Source organism: Methylobacterium organophilum, from assembly GCF_022533465.1.
GTDB lineage: Bacteria > Pseudomonadota > Alphaproteobacteria > Rhizobiales > Beijerinckiaceae > Methylobacterium > Methylobacterium organophilum.
Genome location: NZ_CP092848.1, coordinates 3,392,460 through 3,411,764, shown reverse-complemented (window position 1 = coordinate 3,411,764; position 19,305 = coordinate 3,392,460). Strand labels below are relative to the sequence as shown.

Annotated in this window: 22 protein-coding genes and 1 riboswitch; of the genes, 11 read left to right on the top strand and 11 right to left on the bottom strand. The window is 69.9% G+C overall.

All coding sequences use genetic code 11. The features are described from left to right. The first annotated feature begins 2 nt into the window (after nucleotides 1-2). The 3 genes from MMB17_RS15950 to MMB17_RS15940 all read left to right on the top strand — a co-directional run bounded on the left by MMB17_RS15950 (nucleotide 3) and on the right by MMB17_RS15940 (nucleotide 1,190). Nucleotides 3-545: a metallophosphoesterase family protein gene (locus MMB17_RS15950; protein ID WP_241099507.1), complete on the top strand. Its 543-nt coding sequence runs from the start codon at nucleotides 3-5 to the stop codon at nucleotides 543-545. A gap of 104 nt (nucleotides 546-649) precedes the next feature. Next, nucleotides 650-976, top strand: coding sequence for a hypothetical protein (locus tag MMB17_RS15945; protein ID WP_373325050.1), 327 nt, complete (start codon nucleotides 650-652; stop codon nucleotides 974-976). A gap of 4 nt (nucleotides 977-980) precedes the next feature. Beyond that, nucleotides 981-1,190, top strand: coding sequence for a hypothetical protein (locus tag MMB17_RS15940; RefSeq protein ID WP_241102310.1), 210 nt, complete (start codon nucleotides 981-983; stop codon nucleotides 1,188-1,190). Between the two features lie 30 nt (nucleotides 1,191-1,220). On the opposite strand, the gene MMB17_RS15935 is transcribed toward MMB17_RS15940, so the two are convergent. Next, nucleotides 1,221-1,469 carry a hypothetical protein gene (locus MMB17_RS15935; protein WP_241099506.1) on the bottom strand — a complete coding sequence of 83 codons (249 nt, stop codon included), beginning with the start codon at nucleotides 1,467-1,469 and terminating at the stop codon, nucleotides 1,221-1,223. Nucleotides 1,470-1,639: 170 nt separating this feature from the next. Between MMB17_RS15935 and flaF the strand changes: the two genes are divergently transcribed. Further along, complete coding sequence (gene flaF / locus MMB17_RS15930) at nucleotides 1,640-2,020, top strand: flagellar biosynthesis regulator FlaF (protein ID WP_238312786.1); 381 nt, start codon at nucleotides 1,640-1,642, stop codon at nucleotides 2,018-2,020. Nucleotides 2,021-2,099: 79 nt separating this feature from the next. Here flaF and MMB17_RS15925 read toward each other — a convergent pair whose 3' ends face one another. Both MMB17_RS15925 and thiC read right to left on the bottom strand, forming a co-directional pair. Continuing rightward, nucleotides 2,100-2,462, bottom strand: a complete 363-nt coding sequence (locus tag MMB17_RS15925; protein ID WP_241099504.1) for a flagellar protein FlaG — start codon at nucleotides 2,460-2,462, stop codon at nucleotides 2,100-2,102. Between the two features lie 248 nt (nucleotides 2,463-2,710). Continuing rightward, the gene (thiC, locus tag MMB17_RS15920) at nucleotides 2,711-4,603 is read right to left on the bottom strand and encodes a phosphomethylpyrimidine synthase ThiC (protein WP_238312788.1); all 1,893 of its coding nucleotides are present in this window, start codon (nucleotides 4,601-4,603) and stop codon (nucleotides 2,711-2,713) included. A 79-nt stretch (nucleotides 4,604-4,682) separates the two neighbouring features. Continuing rightward, nucleotides 4,683-4,790: riboswitch (TPP riboswitch) on the bottom strand. Nucleotides 4,791-4,911: 121 nt separating this feature from the next. Here thiC and MMB17_RS15915 point away from each other — a divergent pair. The 3 genes from MMB17_RS15915 to MMB17_RS15905 all read left to right on the top strand — a co-directional run bounded on the left by MMB17_RS15915 (nucleotide 4,912) and on the right by MMB17_RS15905 (nucleotide 7,375). Then, nucleotides 4,912-5,751, top strand: a complete 840-nt coding sequence (locus MMB17_RS15915) for an alpha/beta hydrolase (RefSeq protein ID WP_241099503.1) — start codon at nucleotides 4,912-4,914, stop codon at nucleotides 5,749-5,751. A 17-nt stretch (nucleotides 5,752-5,768) separates the two neighbouring features. Continuing rightward, nucleotides 5,769-6,140 carry an HNH endonuclease gene (locus MMB17_RS15910; RefSeq protein ID WP_241099502.1) on the top strand — a complete coding sequence of 124 codons (372 nt, stop codon included), beginning with the start codon at nucleotides 5,769-5,771 and terminating at the stop codon, nucleotides 6,138-6,140. 170 nt (nucleotides 6,141-6,310) lie between these two features. Next, the gene (locus MMB17_RS15905; protein ID WP_241102212.1) at nucleotides 6,311-7,375 is read left to right on the top strand and encodes an acyltransferase family protein; all 1,065 of its coding nucleotides are present in this window, start codon (nucleotides 6,311-6,313) and stop codon (nucleotides 7,373-7,375) included. A 117-nt stretch (nucleotides 7,376-7,492) separates the two neighbouring features. Here MMB17_RS15905 and MMB17_RS15900 read toward each other — a convergent pair whose 3' ends face one another. After that, nucleotides 7,493-7,669, bottom strand: a complete 177-nt coding sequence (locus MMB17_RS15900) for a hypothetical protein (RefSeq protein WP_420847276.1) — start codon at nucleotides 7,667-7,669, stop codon at nucleotides 7,493-7,495. A 351-nt stretch (nucleotides 7,670-8,020) separates the two neighbouring features. Here MMB17_RS15900 and MMB17_RS15895 point away from each other — a divergent pair, with 351 nt between their 5' ends. After that, nucleotides 8,021-8,566, top strand: coding sequence for a hypothetical protein (locus MMB17_RS15895; protein WP_241099500.1), 546 nt, complete (start codon nucleotides 8,021-8,023; stop codon nucleotides 8,564-8,566). Between the two features lie 7 nt (nucleotides 8,567-8,573). On the opposite strand, the gene MMB17_RS15890 is transcribed toward MMB17_RS15895, so the two are convergent. Genes MMB17_RS15890 through MMB17_RS15880 form a run of 3 tightly spaced genes read right to left on the bottom strand, consistent with a single transcriptional unit; the run spans nucleotide 8,574 to nucleotide 11,270 of the window. Next, nucleotides 8,574-9,971 (bottom strand): ATP-binding protein, encoded by a 1,398-nt coding sequence (locus MMB17_RS15890; RefSeq protein WP_238312795.1) that lies wholly within the window; start codon nucleotides 9,969-9,971, stop codon nucleotides 8,574-8,576. Between the two features lie 10 nt (nucleotides 9,972-9,981). Further along, nucleotides 9,982-10,707 carry a response regulator gene (locus MMB17_RS15885; RefSeq protein ID WP_238312797.1) on the bottom strand — a complete coding sequence of 242 codons (726 nt, stop codon included), beginning with the start codon at nucleotides 10,705-10,707 and terminating at the stop codon, nucleotides 9,982-9,984. Beyond that, nucleotides 10,704-11,270, bottom strand: a complete 567-nt coding sequence (locus MMB17_RS15880; RefSeq protein ID WP_241102211.1) for a MarR family winged helix-turn-helix transcriptional regulator — start codon at nucleotides 11,268-11,270, stop codon at nucleotides 10,704-10,706. Before MMB17_RS15880 ends, MMB17_RS15885 begins: the two co-directional genes overlap by 4 nt. 230 nt (nucleotides 11,271-11,500) lie before the next feature. Here MMB17_RS15880 and MMB17_RS15875 point away from each other — a divergent pair, with 230 nt between their 5' ends. From MMB17_RS15875 to MMB17_RS15865, 3 genes are all read left to right on the top strand, one after another. Next, nucleotides 11,501-12,388: a branched-chain amino acid aminotransferase gene (locus MMB17_RS15875; RefSeq protein WP_238312800.1), complete on the top strand. Its 888-nt coding sequence runs from the start codon at nucleotides 11,501-11,503 to the stop codon at nucleotides 12,386-12,388. Between the two features lie 103 nt (nucleotides 12,389-12,491). After that, entirely contained in the window at nucleotides 12,492-12,731 is a 240-nt protein-coding gene (locus MMB17_RS15870; protein ID WP_241099498.1) for a DUF3072 domain-containing protein, read from the top strand. Nucleotides 12,732-12,853: 122 nt separating this feature from the next. Next, nucleotides 12,854-13,072: a Flp family type IVb pilin gene (locus tag MMB17_RS15865; protein ID WP_238312805.1), complete on the top strand. Its 219-nt coding sequence runs from the start codon at nucleotides 12,854-12,856 to the stop codon at nucleotides 13,070-13,072. A 17-nt stretch (nucleotides 13,073-13,089) separates the two neighbouring features. On the opposite strand, the gene MMB17_RS15860 is transcribed toward MMB17_RS15865, so the two are convergent. The 4 genes from MMB17_RS15860 to MMB17_RS15845 all read right to left on the bottom strand — a co-directional run bounded on the left by MMB17_RS15860 (nucleotide 13,090) and on the right by MMB17_RS15845 (nucleotide 18,932). Further along, on the bottom strand, nucleotides 13,090-13,926 hold the full coding sequence (locus tag MMB17_RS15860; protein ID WP_241099497.1) for a DUF937 domain-containing protein: 837 nt from the start codon (nucleotides 13,924-13,926) through the stop codon (nucleotides 13,090-13,092). A 145-nt stretch (nucleotides 13,927-14,071) separates the two neighbouring features. Next, complete coding sequence (locus tag MMB17_RS15855; protein WP_241099495.1) at nucleotides 14,072-15,532, bottom strand: MATE family efflux transporter; 1,461 nt, start codon at nucleotides 15,530-15,532, stop codon at nucleotides 14,072-14,074. 74 nt (nucleotides 15,533-15,606) lie between these two features. Further along, nucleotides 15,607-17,148: a glycogen synthase GlgA gene (gene glgA, locus MMB17_RS15850; RefSeq protein ID WP_373325051.1), complete on the bottom strand. Its 1,542-nt coding sequence runs from the start codon at nucleotides 17,146-17,148 to the stop codon at nucleotides 15,607-15,609. A gap of 182 nt (nucleotides 17,149-17,330) precedes the next feature. Beyond that, the gene (locus MMB17_RS15845; protein ID WP_241099493.1) at nucleotides 17,331-18,932 is read right to left on the bottom strand and encodes an alpha-amylase family glycosyl hydrolase; all 1,602 of its coding nucleotides are present in this window, start codon (nucleotides 18,930-18,932) and stop codon (nucleotides 17,331-17,333) included. Nucleotides 18,933-19,305 lie beyond the last annotated feature (373 nt).

Below are 19,305 nucleotides of genomic sequence, written 5' to 3'. Positions count from 1 at the left end.
CCGTGACGGTCTTCTTCACGAGCGACACGCATTTCGGCGACACCCGCGCGTTGCGCATCGACAAGCGCCCCTTCGCGAGCCTCGCCGAGCACGATGCGGTGCTGATCGCCAACTGGAACGAGCGGGTCGGGGCGGCGGACGAGATCTGGCATCTCGGCGACTTCGCCCTCGGGCCGCCGCCGGAGCGCGTCCGCGCGATCCTCGCCGCGCTGAACGGGCGCAAGCACCTGATCGTGGGCAACAATGACGGCCCGGCGACCCTGGAGGCGCCGGGTTGGGACAGCGTCGGCCACTATGCGGAGATCACTGTGGACGGCCGGCGCCTCGTGCTCTGCCACTATGCCTTCCGCACCTGGAACGGGACGGGGCGCGGCGCCCTGAACCTGCATGGCCATTCCCATGGCCGGCTGACCCCGATCCCGCGTCAATACGATGTCGGCGTCGATCCGCAGGGGCTCAGGCCGGTGACCCTCGCCGAGATCCTCGTCTCGCGCCGGGGACGCCGAGGCATGCCCTCCGCGCCGGGCAAAAACGCGGAACCATAGAAGCAGCTTCGCCGTTCAACGGCACATGAACGGGCGATGATCGGGGCCAGAAATCTTGGCCGGTCTTGCGCCGTACCTTTCACACGATAGCTTCCGGGTTGCCCATGTCCGGCTCAACTCTGCGTCACGCGATTCTCACCGCCGCCACGGCTGCGGGACTTCTCGGGACGATGCTCCCTGCCCAGGCCCTGCCGAGCTGCGTCGAGGGACAGCGCCGCCTCCAGGAGGCCAGTGCGCTGCGCTTCCAGGCCCGCCAGGAGGCGCGCCTGGGTAACCACGACCGCGTCTGCGACACGCTCGACGAGGTCGGCGACCGCTACCACGACGCCCAGGGCGATTTCGAGGATTGCGGCCAGGACATCGTCTCCATCGATCTGCGGAGCGAATTGCGGGCGTTGCGCGTCGCCAAGCGCGTTAACCGCTGCGACTGACCGGGTGCGCCGCCACACGCCGATCCGCGGCGTTCGGGCGCATCACTCGACCAACGACGCCATGCCGATTCCTCAGGGGCTCACGATGAACACCAACGCTCAAGCCACGGTCGACACCGCCTCCGTCGGCCCCTCCTTCGCCGCCGCGCTCTGCGGCTTCCTCGGCAGCACCCTCGCCACCACGATGGTGATGTTCCTGCTCAGCAGCGTCTGAAGCGCCGGGAGGCCGCGCGTCGCGCGCTTTTCAGGGAGCGACGTTCCAGAAGCGCCCGCGGGCGAACAGCATCTCCGGATTGCCCACCCGCGCGGTTGGGGCGGCCTGGGGCGGCGGAGGCGGGCAGCGGGGCGCCACGATCGGCGCCGGTGCCTTGGCCGCCTGGGCCGGGGGGACCAGGCCGAGACGCGACTGAACCTCCGGATGGCGCGCGGCCGCGATCGTCGCCACGCAAGCGATGATGCCGCCGGCAAGCGTGCCAAGGAAGAAGTTCGTCATGAACGGCGGGTCCGGATCGCAATCTGCGTCGCACGCAGTGCAGCAAATCTCTCGCCCTTCAAGAGGGCGCCATCGTGGCGGATCCTCGCTCACCTTCTTTTAACAGGCGCGTGCCAGAAAGATCGACGAGCGGGCCTCTGCGCTGCCCGAACGGCGGGGACACCAAATCGATGTCGTATGCGGCCAATGCCTACGCGAAGGTCTCGCGCAGCGCACTCTCTCCCCGAGAAGCCGAGGCCGCCGTACTTCTCAAGGCCGCTGGCCGGCTCCAGGCCCTGCAGGGCAATGTCGAGCCCGGCTCCGTGGCGCTGAACGAGGCCCTGATCTTCAACCAGAAGGTCTGGACTGTTCTGGCCTCCGCCGTGGCCGATCCGGCCAATCCTCTGCCCGACGATCTGCGCCAGAACGTCAGCAATCTCGCCGTCTATGTCTTCCGCACGATCATCGACGCGATGATCGAGCCGAGCGCCCGCAAGCTCGAGACGCTCGTCACCCTCAATCATCACCTCGCCGCCGGCCTGCAGGGCGATCCCGGTCCGGTGGCCGCCTGACCGCATGGGTACAGTCCCGGACATGCGAAGGGCCGCCCCGGTGGAGCGGCCCTGAATTCCCGGAAGAGCGAAGGAGAAGCTAGGCGAATTTCGCGATGCGCTGGCCGAGCTGCGCCGTGCCGTCGCGGGCATAGGCACGCGCCCGGAGAACGACCTCGTCGGGGATCTGCACCAGCACGTCGCCGGTCGCGGCGTCGGTCACGCGGTAGACGATGGCCTGGCTCTCGGGATCACGCTCGAAGCCGCGCTTCTCCGTGGACGCCGCGGGAGCGGGATTGGCGGCCGGGGTGTTCTCGGGATTGATCTCGATCGAGACCGCCGGGGCGAGTTGCCGGCTGGTGTTCGGCGTGTCGGACGTGACCTGCGCCGTGGGGCGCGACTCCGCGGCCGAAGCGACCGAAGGGGTCGGTGCGGGCGTCGAGATCGGCCTTATGGCATCCATGGGATTGCTCCATCCTCATCGAGGACTGTGCCCCGATTGAAGCCCCGAGGCGATAAGCGGAATCTTAAGATCGTCGCGTTTTCCGCGCCGCGCTCAGGTCTCGGTTGCGAAAGCGTAAACGTACCGAGGCGAATTGTCGGGAAATTCTCCCCTGTGGCAGCTCAGTTGCAGTCCGTGATGCGAGCACAACGAGAAAGGGCCGCCGCTCGGAAGCGGCGGCCCCTGGCCTCCCGGCCCGCGCCTCGGCGCTACTCGGCGGCCTCGACGTAGAGCTTGCCGCCCTCGGAGAGGAACTCCTCCGACTTCGCCTGCATCCCGGCCCGGCGCTCTTCCTCGCTCATCGGGGCGGATTGCCCGATGACGATTCCGGCCTCCTCCATGGCGAGCACATCGGCGCGCAGATCCTGCGTGATCTTCATCGAGCAGAATTTCGGCCCGCACATCGAGCAGAAATGCGCCACCTTGTGCGCATCCTTGGGCAGGGTCTCGTCGTGGAAGCTCCGCGCCGTGTCCGGATCCAGGGAGAGGTTGAACTGATCCTCCCAGCGGAAATCGAAGCGGGCGCGGGAGAGCGCGTCGTCGCGCAGCTGCGCGGCGGGGTGGCCCTTGGCGAGGTCGGCGGCGTGGGCGGCGATCTTGTAGGTGATCACGCCGGTCTTCACGTCGTCGCGGTTCGGCAGGCCGAGATGCTCCTTGGGCGTGACGTAGCAGAGCATCGCCGTGCCGAACCAGCCGATCATCGCCGCGCCGATGCCGGAGGTGATGTGGTCGTAGCCGGGCGCGATGTCGGTCGTCAGCGGGCCGAGGGTGTAGAACGGCGCCTCGCCGCATTCGCGCAGCTGCTTGTCCATGTTCACCTTGATCTTGTGCATCGGCACGTGGCCGGGGCCCTCGATCATCACCTGGCAGCCCTTGTCCCAGGCGATCTTGGTGAGCTCGCCCAGCGTCTCCAGCTCCGCGAACTGCGCGGCGTCGTTGGCATCGGCGATGGAGCCGGGGCGCAGGCCGTCGCCCAGGGAGAACGACACGTCATAGGCCCGCATGATGTCGCAGATCTCGTCGAACCGCTCGTAGAGGAACGATTCCCGGTGCCCGGCGAGGCACCAGCGCGCCATGATCGAGCCGCCGCGGGAGACGATGCCCGTGGTGCGGCGCGCGGTGAGCGGCACGTAGGCGAGCCGCACGCCGGCATGGATCGTGAAGTAGTCGATGCCCTGCTCGGCCTGCTCGATGAGGGTGTCCTTGAAGACCTCCCAGTCGAGCTTGAGCGGATCGCCGCCGACCTTCTCCAGGGCCTGGTAGATCGGCACCGTCCCGATCGGCACGGGGGAGTTGCGCACGATCCAGGAGCGGATGTTGTGGATGTTGCGGCCCGTCGACAGGTCCATGACGGTGTCCGCGCCCCAGCGGATCGACCAGACCAGCTTCTCCACCTCGTCGGCCGCGGAGGAGGTGACGGCGGAATTGCCGATATTGGCGTTGATCTTCACGAGGAAGTTGCGGCCGATCGCCATCGGCTCGAGCTCGGTGTGGTTGATGTTGGCCGGGATGATGGCGCGGCCCCGGGCCACCTCCTCGCGCACGAAGTCCGGCGTGATGAAGGGCGGGATCGCAGCGCCGAAGCTCTCGCCGTCCTTCAGCGCATCGGCGGCCCGCTCCAGCATCTGCTCGCGGCAGGCATTCTCGCGGTGGGCGACGTAGATCATCTCCTCGGTGACGATCCCGGCCCGGGCGAACTCGTATTGCGTGACCATCTGGCCGGGGGCCGCCTTGCGGATGGTCCGCTCGGCCGGGCACGGGGCGACCAGCTTGTCGTCGGCCGCGAAGCCGTTGTCCTCGGGCTTCACGGCGCGGGGCACCACCGTCTCGTAGCCGCGCTTGACGATCCAGGGCTCGCGGGCGGTCGGCAGGCCCTTCTCGAGATCGATCCGGGCATCGGTCTCGGTATAGGGACCGGAGGGGTCGTAGACCCGCACCGCCGGCTCGTTCGGATCGGTCAGCGCGATCTCGCGAAAGGGCACCGTGATGTCCGGCCGGCCGGGCGCCTGCGCGTAGACCTTGCGCGAGCCGGCCACGGGGCCGGTGGTGACGCTGGACGGAGCGCCGTTGGGAAGATCCTTGGGACGGACGGGTGCGTTCATCGGGTGTCACTCCTGGCGTTGGAGGCGACCCGCAGACGACGAACGGTTTGGGCTTTCACAAACACGCGGCCTCTCGCCGCGCGCAGCAGGTTCCCGTCCCTCCGCCGGTACGAGCCGGATCAGGTTCAAGGGTCAGGGCGCCTCGCCCACTCTCAGCCCCCGGATCGGGGCCCCCCTCGGAACGGTTCCAGATTCGGGCCGTGGGCCGGCTTTGTCAACGGCGCGTCACCGGGGCGCCTGTTCTTCTCTGCATTCCCCTGTTTAAGGGTCGACTTTGCCGTCGCCGCCTCGGGAGCGACCAGGAGAGCATGCGCGTCCTCGGAATTCTCGCCCTCGTCCTGCTTCTGCTCGCGGGCGCGATGATCGGTGCCCTCGTCTTCAACCAGCGCCGGCTGATCTATCCGGGCGCGAGCATCCCGCCGCCCTGGAGCGCGCAGCCCGCGGATGTCGAGGCGCTCACCATCGGGACCGCCGATGGCGAGCGGCTGCATGGGCTCTGGCGGGCGCCGCGGCCGGGCTGCGGCGTGGTGCTGAGCTTCCACGGCAACGGCTCCCGCCCGGAGCCGCATGCGGAGCGGTTCTCGCAAGGCCCCTGGCGCGCGGCGGGCTGGGGCCTGCTCACCCTGGCCTATCGCGGCTATCCCGGCTCCACCGGCCAGCCGAGCGAGGAGGGGCTGATCGAGGATGGGCGCGCCGCCCTCCGCACGGTCGAGAGCCGGGCGCCGGGCGCGCCGGTCCTGCTCCACGGCCATTCCCTCGGCACGGGCGTCGCCGTGGCCGTGGCCGAGCAGGCTACGCCGGTCGGGCTGTTCCTCGACGCGCCCTTCGATTCCCTGCTCCATCTCGTGCGGCTGCGCTTCCCCCTCCTGCCCGCCGGCCTGCTCCTGCGCGATCCCTGGCGCTCGGACCTGCGCATCGCCCGGGGCGAGGCGCCGGTCTGGATCGTGCAGGGGGATGCGGATCCGGTGGTGCCGGCCAAGCTCGCGGCGGGGCTCGCCCGGGCGGCCGGGGCCCGCGCGCGGCTGGAGGTGATCCCGGGCGATCACGTTTCCATCCTCGGGATGCGCGACCAGGCGGTGGAAGCCTTCTTCCGCGGGCGAATCGGCGCGGCCTGCGTCCCGGAACCGGCCGCCCTCTCCCATCGCTGATCCACGGAGGAGGCGGCATGGTCGGTCGGCGGGCACGGCGTTGGCGCGAGGAGGAGGCGGGCGCGGCCGCACCGGCGGTTCTGCCCGTCTGCCCGCTCTGCGAACGGCCGATCCCGCCGGGGGCGCGGCAGAGCCTCCACCACCTCACCCCGAAGCTGAAGGGCGGCCGGCACGGGGAGACCGTGCGCCTGCACCAGATCTGCCATTCGGCGATCCATGCCCGCTACAGCGAGGCCGAGATTGCCCGGCGGCTCGCCGACGTGGATGCCCTGCGCGCCGACCCGGAGATCGCCCGGTTCCTGGCCTGGGTGCGCACGAAGCCCGACGACTTCCACGCGCCCACCCGCCTGACGCGGGCGCGCAAGGCGTCGCGAATGCCGCACGGTTGATTCACCGAATGTTACGGATGCCGGCGCGTTCCCCGGCCGCCGGGCGCCTGGGGTAGCCCCCGCTTTACGATTGCCCGTCAGGCTCGCCTCTCGCTCGAACAGACCGACCGGCGAGGCGCCCCGTGACCGTGATCCCCTTGCCCGTCCGTCCGGCCCGGCCCGAGGACGCGATGCGGCTCGCCTGGGTCGATGTCGCCAAGGGGCTCTGCATCGTCCTCGTGGTGATGATGCATTCCACCCTCGGCACCGGCGAGGCGATGGGGGGCGAGGGCTTTCTGCACACGGTCGTCGCCTTCGCCAAGCCCTTCCGGATCCCGGATTTCTTCCTACTCTCGGGGCTGTTCCTCGGCCGGGTGATCGACCGTGACTGGCGCCTCTTCGCCGACCGGCGCGTCGTCCACTTCGCCTATTTCTACGTCCTCTGGGTGGTGATCCAGTCGGCGGTGAAGACCGGTCCGATCGTCGCGGGCGCGCAGGGGCTGGACGGGGCCCTCGCCGCCTTCGGGCTGCACCTCGCCTGGGCCCTGGTCGAGCCCTACTCGACCCTCTGGTTCATCTATCTGCTCGCCGTCTTCTCCGTGGTGACCAAGCTCGCCCATGGGCGGGTGCCCCCGCCTCTCCTGCTCGCCGGAGCGGCCCTGCTGCAGATGCTGCCGGCCCACGGCATGCCCTATCTGCTGGAGGAGTTCTGCGGCCGCTACGTCTATTTCGTCGGCGGCTATCTCTTCGCCGAGCGGATCTTCGCCTTCGCGACGGGGGTGCGCGGCCGGCCCGCCATGGCGCTGGCTGGGCTTGCCGTATGGGCTCTGGTCGAGGCCCTCTTCGCCTTCAGCCCGAGCGGGTTCCCCGCCTATCCGACGCTGGCGAGCCTGCCCGGCGTGAGCCTCGTTCTCGGCAGCATCGGCGCGCTGGCGATCGTCTCGGTGGCCGCCCTCCTGACCCGGGCCGGAGGGCCGGTCACGGCCGCGTTCCGGGCCTGCGGCCGGCGCTCGATCGTGATCTACTTCGCCTTCTTCCTGCCGATGGCGCTGAGCCGCACCCTGATCGTCAAGTCCGGGCTGATCGCCGATATCGGTCTGGCCAGCCTGATCGTGACGGCGGTGGCGGTGGTGACGCCGCTCCTGTTCGAGCGCCTGATCCGCAGGACGCCGCTGAACGCCCTGTTCGAGCGCCCTGCCCTGTTCCACATCGCGGGAGCGCCGCGGCCGAAGGCGCCGGCCCTCAGGCCGGCCTGAGGGCCGTCAGGCCGGGGCGCGCTCCGACAGGAACCGTCCCATCCGCTCCAGCGCCCGGGCGATGTTCTCGGCGGAAGCAGGCGCCTCGCCACCCCGCCGCCGGGATCGTGCGGGCCGTCAGTTCGAGCGCGCGGCGAGGCGGCTCGCGGCGAAGGACAGGGCGCCGCCGACGACGAACAGGATCGCGAAGGTCTTGATCGTGGCGGTGAGCAGGGCCGGGTCGATGCCCGTATCCGTGAACAGCACCGCGGAGATGGCGCCGATCGGCAGGAGCAGGAGGACCAGAAGCGGCACCAGCGGGTTCATTGCGTTCCCTCGCGTTGTGCGGGCCTTCACGCGGGCCCGGATCTTACAGAAAGCGCAGCGGTCTTAGCACCGCCGTTCGGCCGAGGGAAACTCCCGGGACGCGGGATTCTGGCCGGGTGCGGCAGGCCGCAACGGGCGGATCATCGCCGTTTCGCGCGACCGATCCGCAGCCGGTCGTGCGCGGTCATAGATGCCCAAATTTTGGGCAGGTCGTGAAACTGGGCAGGCGCTCATCGTATTTGCACGCGCGAATACTGTGCAACTGCTTGACCGAATAATATGCGTTTCTTAGTTTCTCCGCAGAGCAGAATAATCGATTTTCGCTCGTGGGGATGCGCGATGACCGATCCGTACGAAATCAAAAATCGCTTCCGTCGTCGCCTGCAGGCGGCCGATGCCCGCAAAAATCAGCTGCGCCGCAAGCTGCTGGAGGACGGCACCAAGGCGCTCCAGCCGATCATCAGCGTGCTCAGCCTCATGGCGGAGGTGCTGGACGAGGACCGCAACGCTGCCGGCACCATCTCGGGCCTGACCGTCGACGTGGACAAGGAAGACTTCGTCTGCCTGACCGCGAACCTGCACAACAGCGCCGGTTCCGAGCACAAGATCGGCATCAAGTATGGTCCGGTCCTCGGCGGGCGCAACTACATCTGCGTCTCGGGGCTCAGCAAGGAATACAGCGAGAAGCTCTTGCCCGAGCTGAAGAGCGCCGCGCCGAGCCTCGGCCGCTCGGTGGGCAACGAGATCCATTTCGAGGAGGAGCGCAGCGGCGAGATCGCTGAGGTGGTCCGCGACCTCGTCGAGGATTTCTATGCCGGCCATGTCGAGCCCTGGAGTCGGCCTGCTGCCGGTGACGGCAAGTCCCGGCTGATGCTGGTGCAGTAGGGCCTGTTCAGGCCGGGATCCGCACCGTCGCCCGCAGGCCGCCGAGGGGGCTGTCGTGCAGCAGGATGTCGCCGCCATGGGCGCGGGCGATGTCCCGGGCGATGGCGAGGCCGAGGCCGGAGCCGCCGGCATCCTGCCGGGCGTCGTCGAGGCGCAGGAACGGCTTGAACACCTCCTCCCGGCTTTCCGGCGGAATGCCGGGGCCGTCGTCGTCGATGGAGACGAGGAAGGAGCGGTGCTCGGCCTTGCCGCTGATCGCCACGGTCTCGCCGTAGCGCGCGGCATTGGCGGCGAGGTTGAACAGGCAGCGCCGGAAGGCGTCGGGCCGCACCGTCACCACCGGCCGCCCCTCAAGGTCGACCGCCTCCACATGGGCGCCCAGCCGCTCCACGTCGGTGCGCAGGTCCTCGAGCAGCGCCCGCATGTCGGTGGGGGCCGCGGTCTCCGCCGAATCGCCCTTGGCGAAGGCGAGATAGGCCTCGAGCATGCGGCTCATCTCGTCCACGTCCCGCTGCAGGTCCTCCACGTCCGAGCTCTGCTCGACCAAAGCGAGGGAAAGCTTGAAGCGGGTGATGATGGTGCGCAGGTCGTGACTCACGCCGTTGAGCATCATCGTGCGCTGCTCCATCGCCCGTTCGATGCGCCGCTTCATCTCGATGAAGGCGTGGCCCGCCTGCCGGACCTCCCGGGCGCCCCGGGGCTTGAACTCGATCTCCCGGCCCTTGCCGAAGCCCTCCGCCACCGCGGCGAGGCGCAGGATCGGCTTGATCTGGTTGCGCAGGAACAGGATCGCGACGCCGAGCAGCACCAGGGACGAGCCGGTCATCCAGACCAGGAAGATGTGCGAGTTCGAGGCATAGGCCTGGCTGCGCCGCGCCGTGACGCGCAAAACCCCGTCGGGGATCGCGACGCGGATCTCGATCAGGTTCGAGCGGCCGACCGTGTCGATCCAGAAGGGGCGCCGGATCTGGCGCTTGAGCTCGTCGGAGAGGGCCTCGTCGAGGATCGAGAAGAAGGGCCGCGGCGCGGGCGGGGGCAGCTTGGCGCCCTTCAGCACGTCGAGGTCGAGGTTCAGCCGCTCCCCGGCGATCCGGGAGAGGGTCTCGACGTCCTTGTCCTGGGGGTAGCTCTCGTAGATGTCGATCAGCGCGGCGATGTCGGCCGTCACCGCCGCGGAGAGCCGCCGCGTCACCAGCTGCCAGTGCCGCTCCATGAAGGTGTAGGCGATCACCGACTGGAGCAGGACGACGGGGGCGATGATGATGATGAGCGAGCGGGCATAGAGCCCCTTCGGCAGGGCGTCGCCGATCGCCCGGGCGATGCGCCGCCACAGCCTGCGCGGCTGCGCGACGGCCCGCCTTGCCTGTTCCGGCAGCGCGGCGAGGGTAGTGCCCGGATCGGGCATCGCGCGGCCCCTAATCGATCACGAGACGGTAGCCGACCCCGCGCACGGTCTGCAGGAAGCTCGGATTGGCCGGATCCGGCTCCGTCTTGCGGCGCAGGCGGTTGATCTGCACGTCGATGGTGCGCTCGGCGGCGAGGCCCCCGCTGCCCGCCAACACCTCCCGCTCCACGCTGGCGCCCCGGGCCTGGGCGAGCATGGTCAGGATCTCGCGCTCGCGGTCGGTGATGCGGATCACCTCCTCGCCCCGCTTCAGCTCGCCCCGGTCGGTGCGGAAGCTGAAGGGGCCGAAGGTGACGGCGACGCCGCCCCCGCGGGGCGACGGCCCCTCGGCGTTGCGGCGCAGGATGTTGTTGAGCCGCAGGATCAGCTCCCGGGGCTCGAAGGGCTTGGGCAGGTAGTCGTCGGCCCCGATCTCCAGGCCCATCACCCGGTCGTTGGGATTGGAGCGGGCGGTGAGCATCAGGATCGGGACCTGGGAGGTCTCGCGCACGGAGCGGGCGTAGTCGAACCCGTTCTCGCCGGGCATCATCACGTCGAGGACGAGGGCGTCGAACACGAAGCACTGGCTGCGCGCGCGCGCCTCGTCGACATTGGCCGCCGCGGTGACGCGGAAGCCGTGCTCGCACAGGAAGCGCGAGAGCAGCTCCCGCACCCGGCGGTCATCGTCGACGACGAGGATATGCGGCGCATGGTCGGGCAGCTCGGCCCGGGCCCGCACGGCCAGCCCGCCGCTCACGCCGCCTCTCCCGCGCGGCGCGCCATCAGGCGGCGCACGGCCGCACGCTCGTCGGGCTCGATCATGCCGAGGAGGAAATCCTGCGCCGAGGTGCGTGCATCCGCCCCCTCGGCTTCGGCCTGGCCGGCGAGCGCCTGCACCACGCGCTTCGTCTGCACCCGGCTCAGATCCGCCGCGAGGTCCCGCCCGGCCCGCGTGCAGAACAGGAGCCGCTGGCGCCGGTCGTTCACGCCGGTCTTCTGCTCGACATAGCCCTGCTCGATCAGGTCCTTCAGGACCCGGTTGAGGCTCTGCTTGGTGATCTTCAGGATGTCGAGGAGCTCGGCGATGGTCAGGCCCGGATAGCGGTCCACGAAGTGCAGCACCCGGTGATGCGCCCGGCCGAAGCCGTATTGCGCCAGGATCCGGTCCGGGTCGCTCACGAAGTCGCGATAGGCGAAGAAGAACAGCTCGATCAGGTCGTCGCTCGCCCGGGACCCCTCGGCCGGCCCTTCGCAGGCGGGGAGCGCGTCGTGCCGGTCGAAGGCGCGGTCGTCGAAGCTCTGCGCCGCCGCGGCGCTCATCGTCACGTGGCGTGTCACGTCTTCGGCTGCCTCGATGCTGTCAGGGGCGAGGAAGGGCGGGAGAACCGCCGTCCCGGGCCGGGCCCGGAGATAAGTCAGCGTTGTTGACATATCTCAGCCTCGTTGATACCCGTCAACCCTCCTGCTAGCACCCGCGCCGACGGTCCCGTCGCGACGCCCGCGCTGCGAGGATCCACCCCGAATTCAAATCCGCGGCGAAGGAGCCGGGCATGTCCATGATTCCGTTCGACGAGCGCGACGGTACCATCTGGTTCGATGGCGCCATGGTGCCGTGGCGGGAGGCGAAGATCCACGTGCTCAGCCACGGCTTGCACTACGGATCCTCCGTCTTCGAGGGCGAGCGGGCCTATGGCGGTCGCATCTTCAAGAGCCGCGAGCATTCCGAGCGCCTGCGCCGCTCGGCCCAGCTCCTCGACTTCGAGATCCCCTTCTCCGTCGACGAGATCGAGGCGGCCAAGGCCCTCGTGCTCAAGACGAGCGGCCTGCAGGACGCCTATCTGCGCCCGGTCGCCTGGCGCGGCTCGGAGATGATGGGCGTCGCCGCCCAGAAGAACACCATCCACCTCGCCATCGCCGCCTGGGAATGGCCGAGCTACTTCGACCCGGCCACCAAGATGAAGGGCATCCGCCTCGACATCGCCGATTACCGGCGGCCGGATCCGCGCACGGCGCCCTCCACCTCGAAGGCGGCGGGCCTGTACATGATCTGCACGATCTCGAAGCACCGGGCCGAGAACAAGGGCTACGCCGATGCCCTGATGCTCGACTGGGAGGACAACGTCGCCGAGTGCACCGGCGCGAACGTCTTCTTCGTCAAGGACGGCGTGCTGCACACGCCCCAGGCCGACCGCTTCCTCAACGGCCTCACCCGGCAGACCGTGATCGAGCTCGCCCGCCGCCGCGGCATCGAGGTGATCGAGCGCCGCATCCGCCCGGAGGAGATGACCGGCTTCTCCGAGTGCTTCATCACGGGCTCGGCCGCCGAAGTGACTCCGGTCGCCGAGATCGGCCCCTACCGCTTCACGCCCGCCGCGCTGACCAAGACGCTGATGGACGACTACCTCGCCGAGGTGCAGCCCCGCGCCGTGGCGGCCTGAATCGTCCGGAGCCCGGCCCAGCCTGGGTCGGGCTCCGGAACCGCCCCGGGCGCGTCGCGTTTATGGAACAATCCGTGAACGAAAGCGCCTATCGGGAGCCGTCATGACCCAGCACAAGCCGGAAGCCAACAACCCCAAGATCGACCCGAGCGACGACTCGAACCGGATCAAGGATCCGGATGCCTGGACCACCGGCGGCGAGCCGATGACCGGCGCCCAGGCCTCGTACCTCAAGACCCTGTCGGAGCAGGCCGGGGAGCCGAAGGCCTACGCGCCCGATCTCGACAAGGCGGAAGCGTCCAAGCGCATCGACGCCCTGCGGGAGAAGGCGGGTCTGTCCTGAACCGCGGCCGCTGTGCAGAAAAGCACAGGTTTGGCCTCCGGTTTCGGCGCAAGTCTTAAGGCTTCTTCAATGCGCCGTTCCTAGAAGCATGGGAAGATCGACGCCTCGGGGGGGATCGGCGCATGGTTCCGTCACGCATCCCGCCCCTGGCCCGGTACGGCCCGGCGCTGAGAACGCTCTCGGCCCGCTTCCGCCAGGATCAGGCCGGCGCCACCGCGATCGAGTACACCCTGATCGCCGTGGTGCTGGCGCTTGCCGTGTTCGGCTCGATGAGCGGGCTCACCAGCGCGGTGAACACCCTGTTCAACACCGTCAACACGTCCTTCGACGCCGCACGCTGAAAGCAGGCCGGCCGCGATCAATCCTCCGTCGGCGCTTCGCCGCGCGGGGGCTTGCCCGCGCGCGGCTTGTCGGATCTGGGCGCCGCGGGGGACGCTTTCCTGTCCGAGGTGCCCTCCTCCGGGGCTGGGGCCGGGGCGGCCTTGTCCATGGGGGGGCGTGTCCAGAAGGCGTCGAAGATCTCCCGCATCGCCTTGACGTTCTGCTCCTGCACCTCCGCCCCGGTCTGCATCATCTGCTGGAACACCTCGAGGGAGGCCTCCGACGCGCCCCTCTCCCCCGGTCCCTTCTCCGCCGCGCCGCGAGGGCCCGGCTGCGCAGCCTTGGCCGCGGGCTTCGGGGCGGGCTTGCGCCCGGGGGGCGGCGCGGGCGCGGGCGTGTCCATCAGGCCGCCGAACCAGGCCGCCCAGGGATTGCCCGGCGGGAACAGGGGCGCGGGCTCCGGCGCCGGGGCGGCCCGTGTGCCCGTCTCGCTGTTGAGCATCAGATGGACGAGGGTCGCGACCAGCATGCCGGCCATCACCGGCATCATCTGCCGCAGGGCCTGGGTGCCGACGCCGCTGCTCGCCGCCGCCTGCTGCAGGATGGCCTGAACCAGCTGGGGCGGCCCGAACATCGCGCCGAAGGGAAATTCCGCCTTCCGCGGGCCGGTGCTGCCCGCTCCGCCGCCCAGGCCGAACATCCGGGCCATGCCGGTCGGATCGTTTCCCGGGGTGGCCTGGAGGCCCATAGTCAGGGCGGGCAGCAGGGCTTCCATCGCCCGCCGGGTCTGGTCCGGCGAGAGACCGAATTGCTGGCCGAACGCTTGAATCGCGGCCGGGCTCTGGGCCTGCATCAGCTCGAACGGATTGAACATGGGCGGCCCGCCTCTCCGAGAACGGTCCGGAAGCCCGGAACGCGGCTCCTGACACTGTGCCAAGTCTGTCCCATCGGGTCGCCCGTGACCAGCGGTGGTGATCGCGCCGGGCGATTTTGCCCGGGACATCCTTCTCCGGCGTCTCTCAGGCCGCCTTTCCCGACGCCACGCCGGCGGTCACGCCGCCGGCCGGGGCGACCGCGGGCACCGGCTCGAGGCTGCGGGCCTCCAGCCGGGCGACGGTCCGGAAGGCGAGGACGAGGGCCGTCAGCCCGAAGGCCAGGGAGCCGAAGCCGGTGCCCGCGATCACGCCCTCCGGCCCGAACCAGGCGGCCCCGATCAGGGCCGGCGGCATGGTCCCGATCGTCGCCCGCCCCCAGTTGAGGCCGGTCGAGGTCAGGGGGAATCCGAGATTGTTGAACGAGGCGTTGCCCAGGAACAGGAGACCGTTGAACAGCCAGATCGCCCCGCTGACGAGGCAGAAGAAGCGGAACAGGTCGGCGGCGACCCCCTGCAGCTCGAACAGCTGGGCCAGGGGCCCGCGGCCGAGCACCAGCGCCAGCCAGACGACGAGGACGTAGAGGCCGGTGACGCCGATGCCGGCCCGCAGCACGCCGCGCATCCGGTCGAAGCGCCGGGCGCCCCAGTTCTGGCCGAGGATCGGCCCGATCGCCCCCGACATGGCGAAGAGGCCGCAGAAGGCGACCGGGGCGAGCCGGTCGATCACCACGTTGGCCGCCACCGCCGCCGTGCCGAAGCGGGAGACCGCATGGGCCACGAAGGCGCCCGCTACGGCGGGCGCCAGGTTCGTCAGGATGGCGGGGGCGGCGATGCGGGCGATCAGGCCGGTATCGTCGAGGACCGCGTGGAGGCGCGCCGGTCCGAGCATGCGGTAGCGGGCGACGCCGCGCCAGCCCACGGCGAGGAAGGTCGCGCGGGCGAGGCAGGTGGTGATCGCCGCCCCGTCGACCCCGAGGCCCAGGCCGAAGATCAGGAGCGGATCGACCGCGGCGGTGACGATGGCGCCGCCGAGGGTGACCGCCATGGCCTCCCGCGCCGCGCCGATGGCCCGCAGCAGGCCGGAGAACAGCATCCCCGGCCCCATCAGCAGGTTCGAGGGCAGGGCGATCCAGAGGAAGCGCCGGGCGACGGGCAGGGTCGCCTCGTCCGCGCCGATCATGCGCAGCAGCGGATCGAGCACGGCGAGCAGGAGGAGGACGAGCAGCCCGGAGGCGATGAGGCCGAGGATGCTGACGGAGGTCGCGATGCGCCGCGCCCCGACCTCGTCGCTGGCCCCGATCGCCCGGGAGACCAGGGCGCCGGCGGCGATCATCAGGCCGATATTGATCGAGATCGCGAAGAACTGGACGATGGCGGCGAAGCCCACCCCCGCGGTGAGGTGCGGGTCGCCGAGCTTCGACACGTAGAGGAGGGAGAGCAGGTCGACGAGGAAGATCGCCATCAGGCCGATCGAGCCCGTGCCGCTCATCACGACGACGTGGCGCAGGATCGAGCCCGAGACGAAGCGGCCGGCCGCGGTGGGCCCCGGCGCGGCCTCCCCCGTGCGGGCGGCGGGAGAGAGGGGGCGAATCCGGCCGAACAGCATGCGCTGAGATGAGCGAGCCCCGCGAGGCGATCAAGCCCCGCGCCGGCCCGGGCGCCTCGATCCCGGGGCGCCGCTCAGGCCGATTGCCAGCGCCGGGCGGCGTTGTTGCCGAAGGCGCGGGCGTAGAGGTTGCAGTAGTTCTGGGCCGCGCCTTCCCAGCTGAAGGAGCGCGCCATGGCGCTGCGCCGCATCGTGTTCAGGCGCTTCTTCTGGCCGAAGGTGTCGAGCGCCCGGCGGACCGCGCCGAGGAAGCCCCGGGGCGAGGGGTCTGCGAAGGTGAAGCCCGTGACCCCGTCCTCCACGGTGTCGTTGAGGCCGCCGGTGCGGCGCACGATCGGCAGGGAGCCGAAGCGCTGCGCGTACATCTGGGCGAGGCCGCAGGGCTCGAAGCGCGAGGGCATCAGCAGGAAATCGCTGCCCGCGAACATGCGCCGCGCCTCCGTCTCGCAGAAGCCGACATGCACGCCGACATGCTCGGGATGACGCCCGGCGAGCTCCTTGAGCGCGCCCTCGAACCGGCTCTCGCCCTGGCCGATCACCACGAGCTGGCCGCCCTCGGCGACGATGGTCTCGGCCGCGCCGATGCTCAGGTCGATGCCCTTCTGGTGGACGAGGCGGGAGACGATGGCGAAGAGCGGGCCGCGGGAGACGGCGAGGCCGAACTGCTTGCGCACCTCGTCGGCATTGGCGGTCTTGCCCTTCCAGTCCTCCGGCTCGAAGCGGATGGCGAGGTGCTGGCAGGTGCGCGGATCCCAGCTCTCGTCGATGCCGTTGAGGATGCCCGAGAGGCGCCCCTGCGCGGCGCGGGTGCGCAGAAGCCCGTCGAGGCCGCAGCCATGCTCCGGCGTGGTGATCTCGCGGGCATAGGTCTCGCTCACCGTCGTGACCTGGGAGGCGTAGTAGAGACCCGCCTTCAGGAAGGAGAGCTGCCCATAGAACTCCACGCCGTCCATCTGGAAGGCGTGCTCGGGTACGCCGATGCGGCCCATCTCCTCGCGGGGGAACAGGCCCTGATAGGCGAGGTTGTGGATCGTGAGCACGCTCGGCAGCCGGATGCCGCGCCAGGCCATGTAGGCCGGGGCCAGCGCCGTCTGCCAGTCGTTGAGATGCAGGAGGTCGGCGCTCCAGCCCGCGTCGACCCCGCGGGCGATCTCCGCGGCGGCGCTGCTCAGCCGGGCGAAGCGCAGGTCGTTGTCCCCGAAATCGCCGTTGGCATCGCCGTAGGGCGAGCCGCCGCGCTCGTAGAGCTCGCGGTTCAAGAGCACATAGAGGCCGAGCCCGTCCGCGGTCTCGGCATAGCCGAGATCGCAGGCCGGGACGCCCGCGAAGGCGGGCAGGCGGGCGACATAGGTGATGTCGCGCAGGCGGTCGAGGACGCGGGGATAGCCCGGGATGAGGACGCGGACGTCATAGTGCCGGCGCAGGGCCCGCGGCAGCGCGCCGGCCACCTCGCCGAGGCCGCCGGTCTTCACGAAATCCGCCATTTCCGGGGTCGCGTAGAGGATCCGCGGCAGCATGCCCCCTTGGGGGGAGGGTGTCGGCTCTGCTGGGAAGGGAAAGTCCGCCCGGCTCGAAAGGCCACTCGGGGCAGACCCCGCCAGAGCCGCATAAGCCATCAATCCATCCCCACGCCGCGCTCTTTGCGCTTTGCTGCGGACGACCTCGCCCACACCCGACGTTGGCATGACAACGCTCCTGCGTGCCCGATGTTCCGTTGCATCGCACAATTCAGGCCACGTTCAGAAGCCTCCCGAGGCAGAAAAATCGGCCCTAGGGTCAAAAAAGAATGTGCGCCGCCTCAGGCCGAGATCGGCAGCAGCAGGACGCCCTCATTCGGGCCTAGCGGGAGGGTGTCCTTCTCCCGGGCGCCGGTGCGTCCGGCATGGGTCGAGAGCGCGACGGACCAGAGCCGGCCCGGCTCCAGGGGGACGGCGCGGGCTTCAGCTTCGAAATTGAGCAGGATGCGCACGGTATCGTCGCCCTCGACGCGCTCATAGGCGAAGACGGAGCCGGCCAGCGCCTCGGGCAGGTCGAGCCGCCGGTAGCCCCCGATCGACAGGGCGGCGTGGTCGCGGCGCAGGCCGAGCAGGCGGCGGTAGAGCGTGAGGATGGAGCCCGGATCGTCCCGCATCTCGTCGACGTTGCGCCGCACCCAATCCGCGCTCAGCGGCAGCCAGGGATCGGCGGTGGAGAAGCCGGCCTGGGGCGCGTCGCTCCACTGCATCGGCGTGCGCTCGGGGTCGCGGCCATGGCCCGGCTCGTTGCGCTCCCAGGGGTCCCGCACCCTGTCCGGCGGGATCGGCACATGGGCGAGGCCGATCTCGTCGCCGTAATAGAGGGTCGGCGTGCCGCGGAGCGTCAGCAGCAGCATCGCCGCGATGCGGGCCTGGGCCTCCCCGACGCGGTCGGCGATGCGGGGCTGGTCGTGGTTGCCGAGCACCCAGTTCGGCCAGCCGCCCTCCGGCAGGGCCGCCTCGTACTCGTCCACGAGGGTGGCGACGGCGTCGGCCTTCCAGGGCGTCTGGATCAGCTGGAAATTGAACGGCAGGTCGGCGCCGTTCAGCTCCGGCCCGTAATAGGCCACGAGCCGCTCGATCGGCAGGTAGATCTCGCCGATCAGCACGCGCTCGCCGTATCCCTTGAGCACGCCGCGGATGCCGGCGATGACGTCGAGCACCTCCGGCCGGTCGCAGGAATAGACCTGCTCGAAGCGGTTGATCCCGGCCTGGTCGGGCAGGAAGCCGGGATTGGGCGGGTTGTCGCGCAGGCCCTCGTCCTTGATCAGGTGCCAGATCACGTCGACGCGGAAGCCGTCGACGCCCCGCTCCAGCCAGAAGCGCAGGGCCTCGTGCATGGCCTCCCGCACCGCCGGGTTGCGCCAGTTCAGGTCCGGCTGCTCGGGCAGGAAGGCGTGGTAATAGTACTGGCCGGTGGCCGGGTCCCGGGTCCAGGCGGGGCCGCCGAAATTCGAGAGCCAGTTGTTGGGCGGGCCGCCATCGGGGCCGGGCTCGCGCCAGATGTACCAGTCGCGCTTCGGGTTCTCCCGGCTCGCCCGGCTCTGCGCGAACCAGGGATGCTCGATCGAGGAGTGGTTGGGCACGAAGTCGAGGATGACCTTGAGCTTGCGCCGGTGGGCCTCCGCGACGAGCATGTCGAAATCCGCGAGGCTGCCGAAGAGCGGGTCGACCCCGCAATAGTCGGAGACGTCGTAGCCGAAATCCGCCATCGGGGACGGGTAGAAGGGCGAGATCCAGACCGCGTCGACGCCGAGCCAGGCGAGATAGTCGAGCCGGTCCGTGATGCCCTTGAGATCGCCGACCCCGTCGCCGTTCGAATCCTGGAACGAGCGCGGATAGACCTGGTAGACCGTGCCGCTCTTCCACCAGATCGTTTCGGCCATGCGGTGCCCTCCAGTGGCCTGCCGCCCGCGCCCGCCGGAACCGGGGGATCGGACCCGCGTGATGCTAGCCCCGCGCGCCGCCCAAGGCGAGCGAGGCGCCGCTTCGCGGAGCGCGCGACACGACAGGATGCGGGTCCGTCATCCCGGCCCGGCGGCGGCAAGATAGGGCGTTCAGGAAAGTTTCAAGCATGCCCCGGCAGGGTCGATCCGTTGCCGGACGCGCCTAGATGGGCCTGTGTCGGTCGGGATACACTGGGACGGGGAAGGCGCTCCCCGGCGCCGCCGCTCCGTCCCTGTGTCTCGACAACCAGAAGTCCGGAACACACGATGCCGAAGCCGAGAGCCGGAACCGATGATCGCCAGGAGAAGCGCG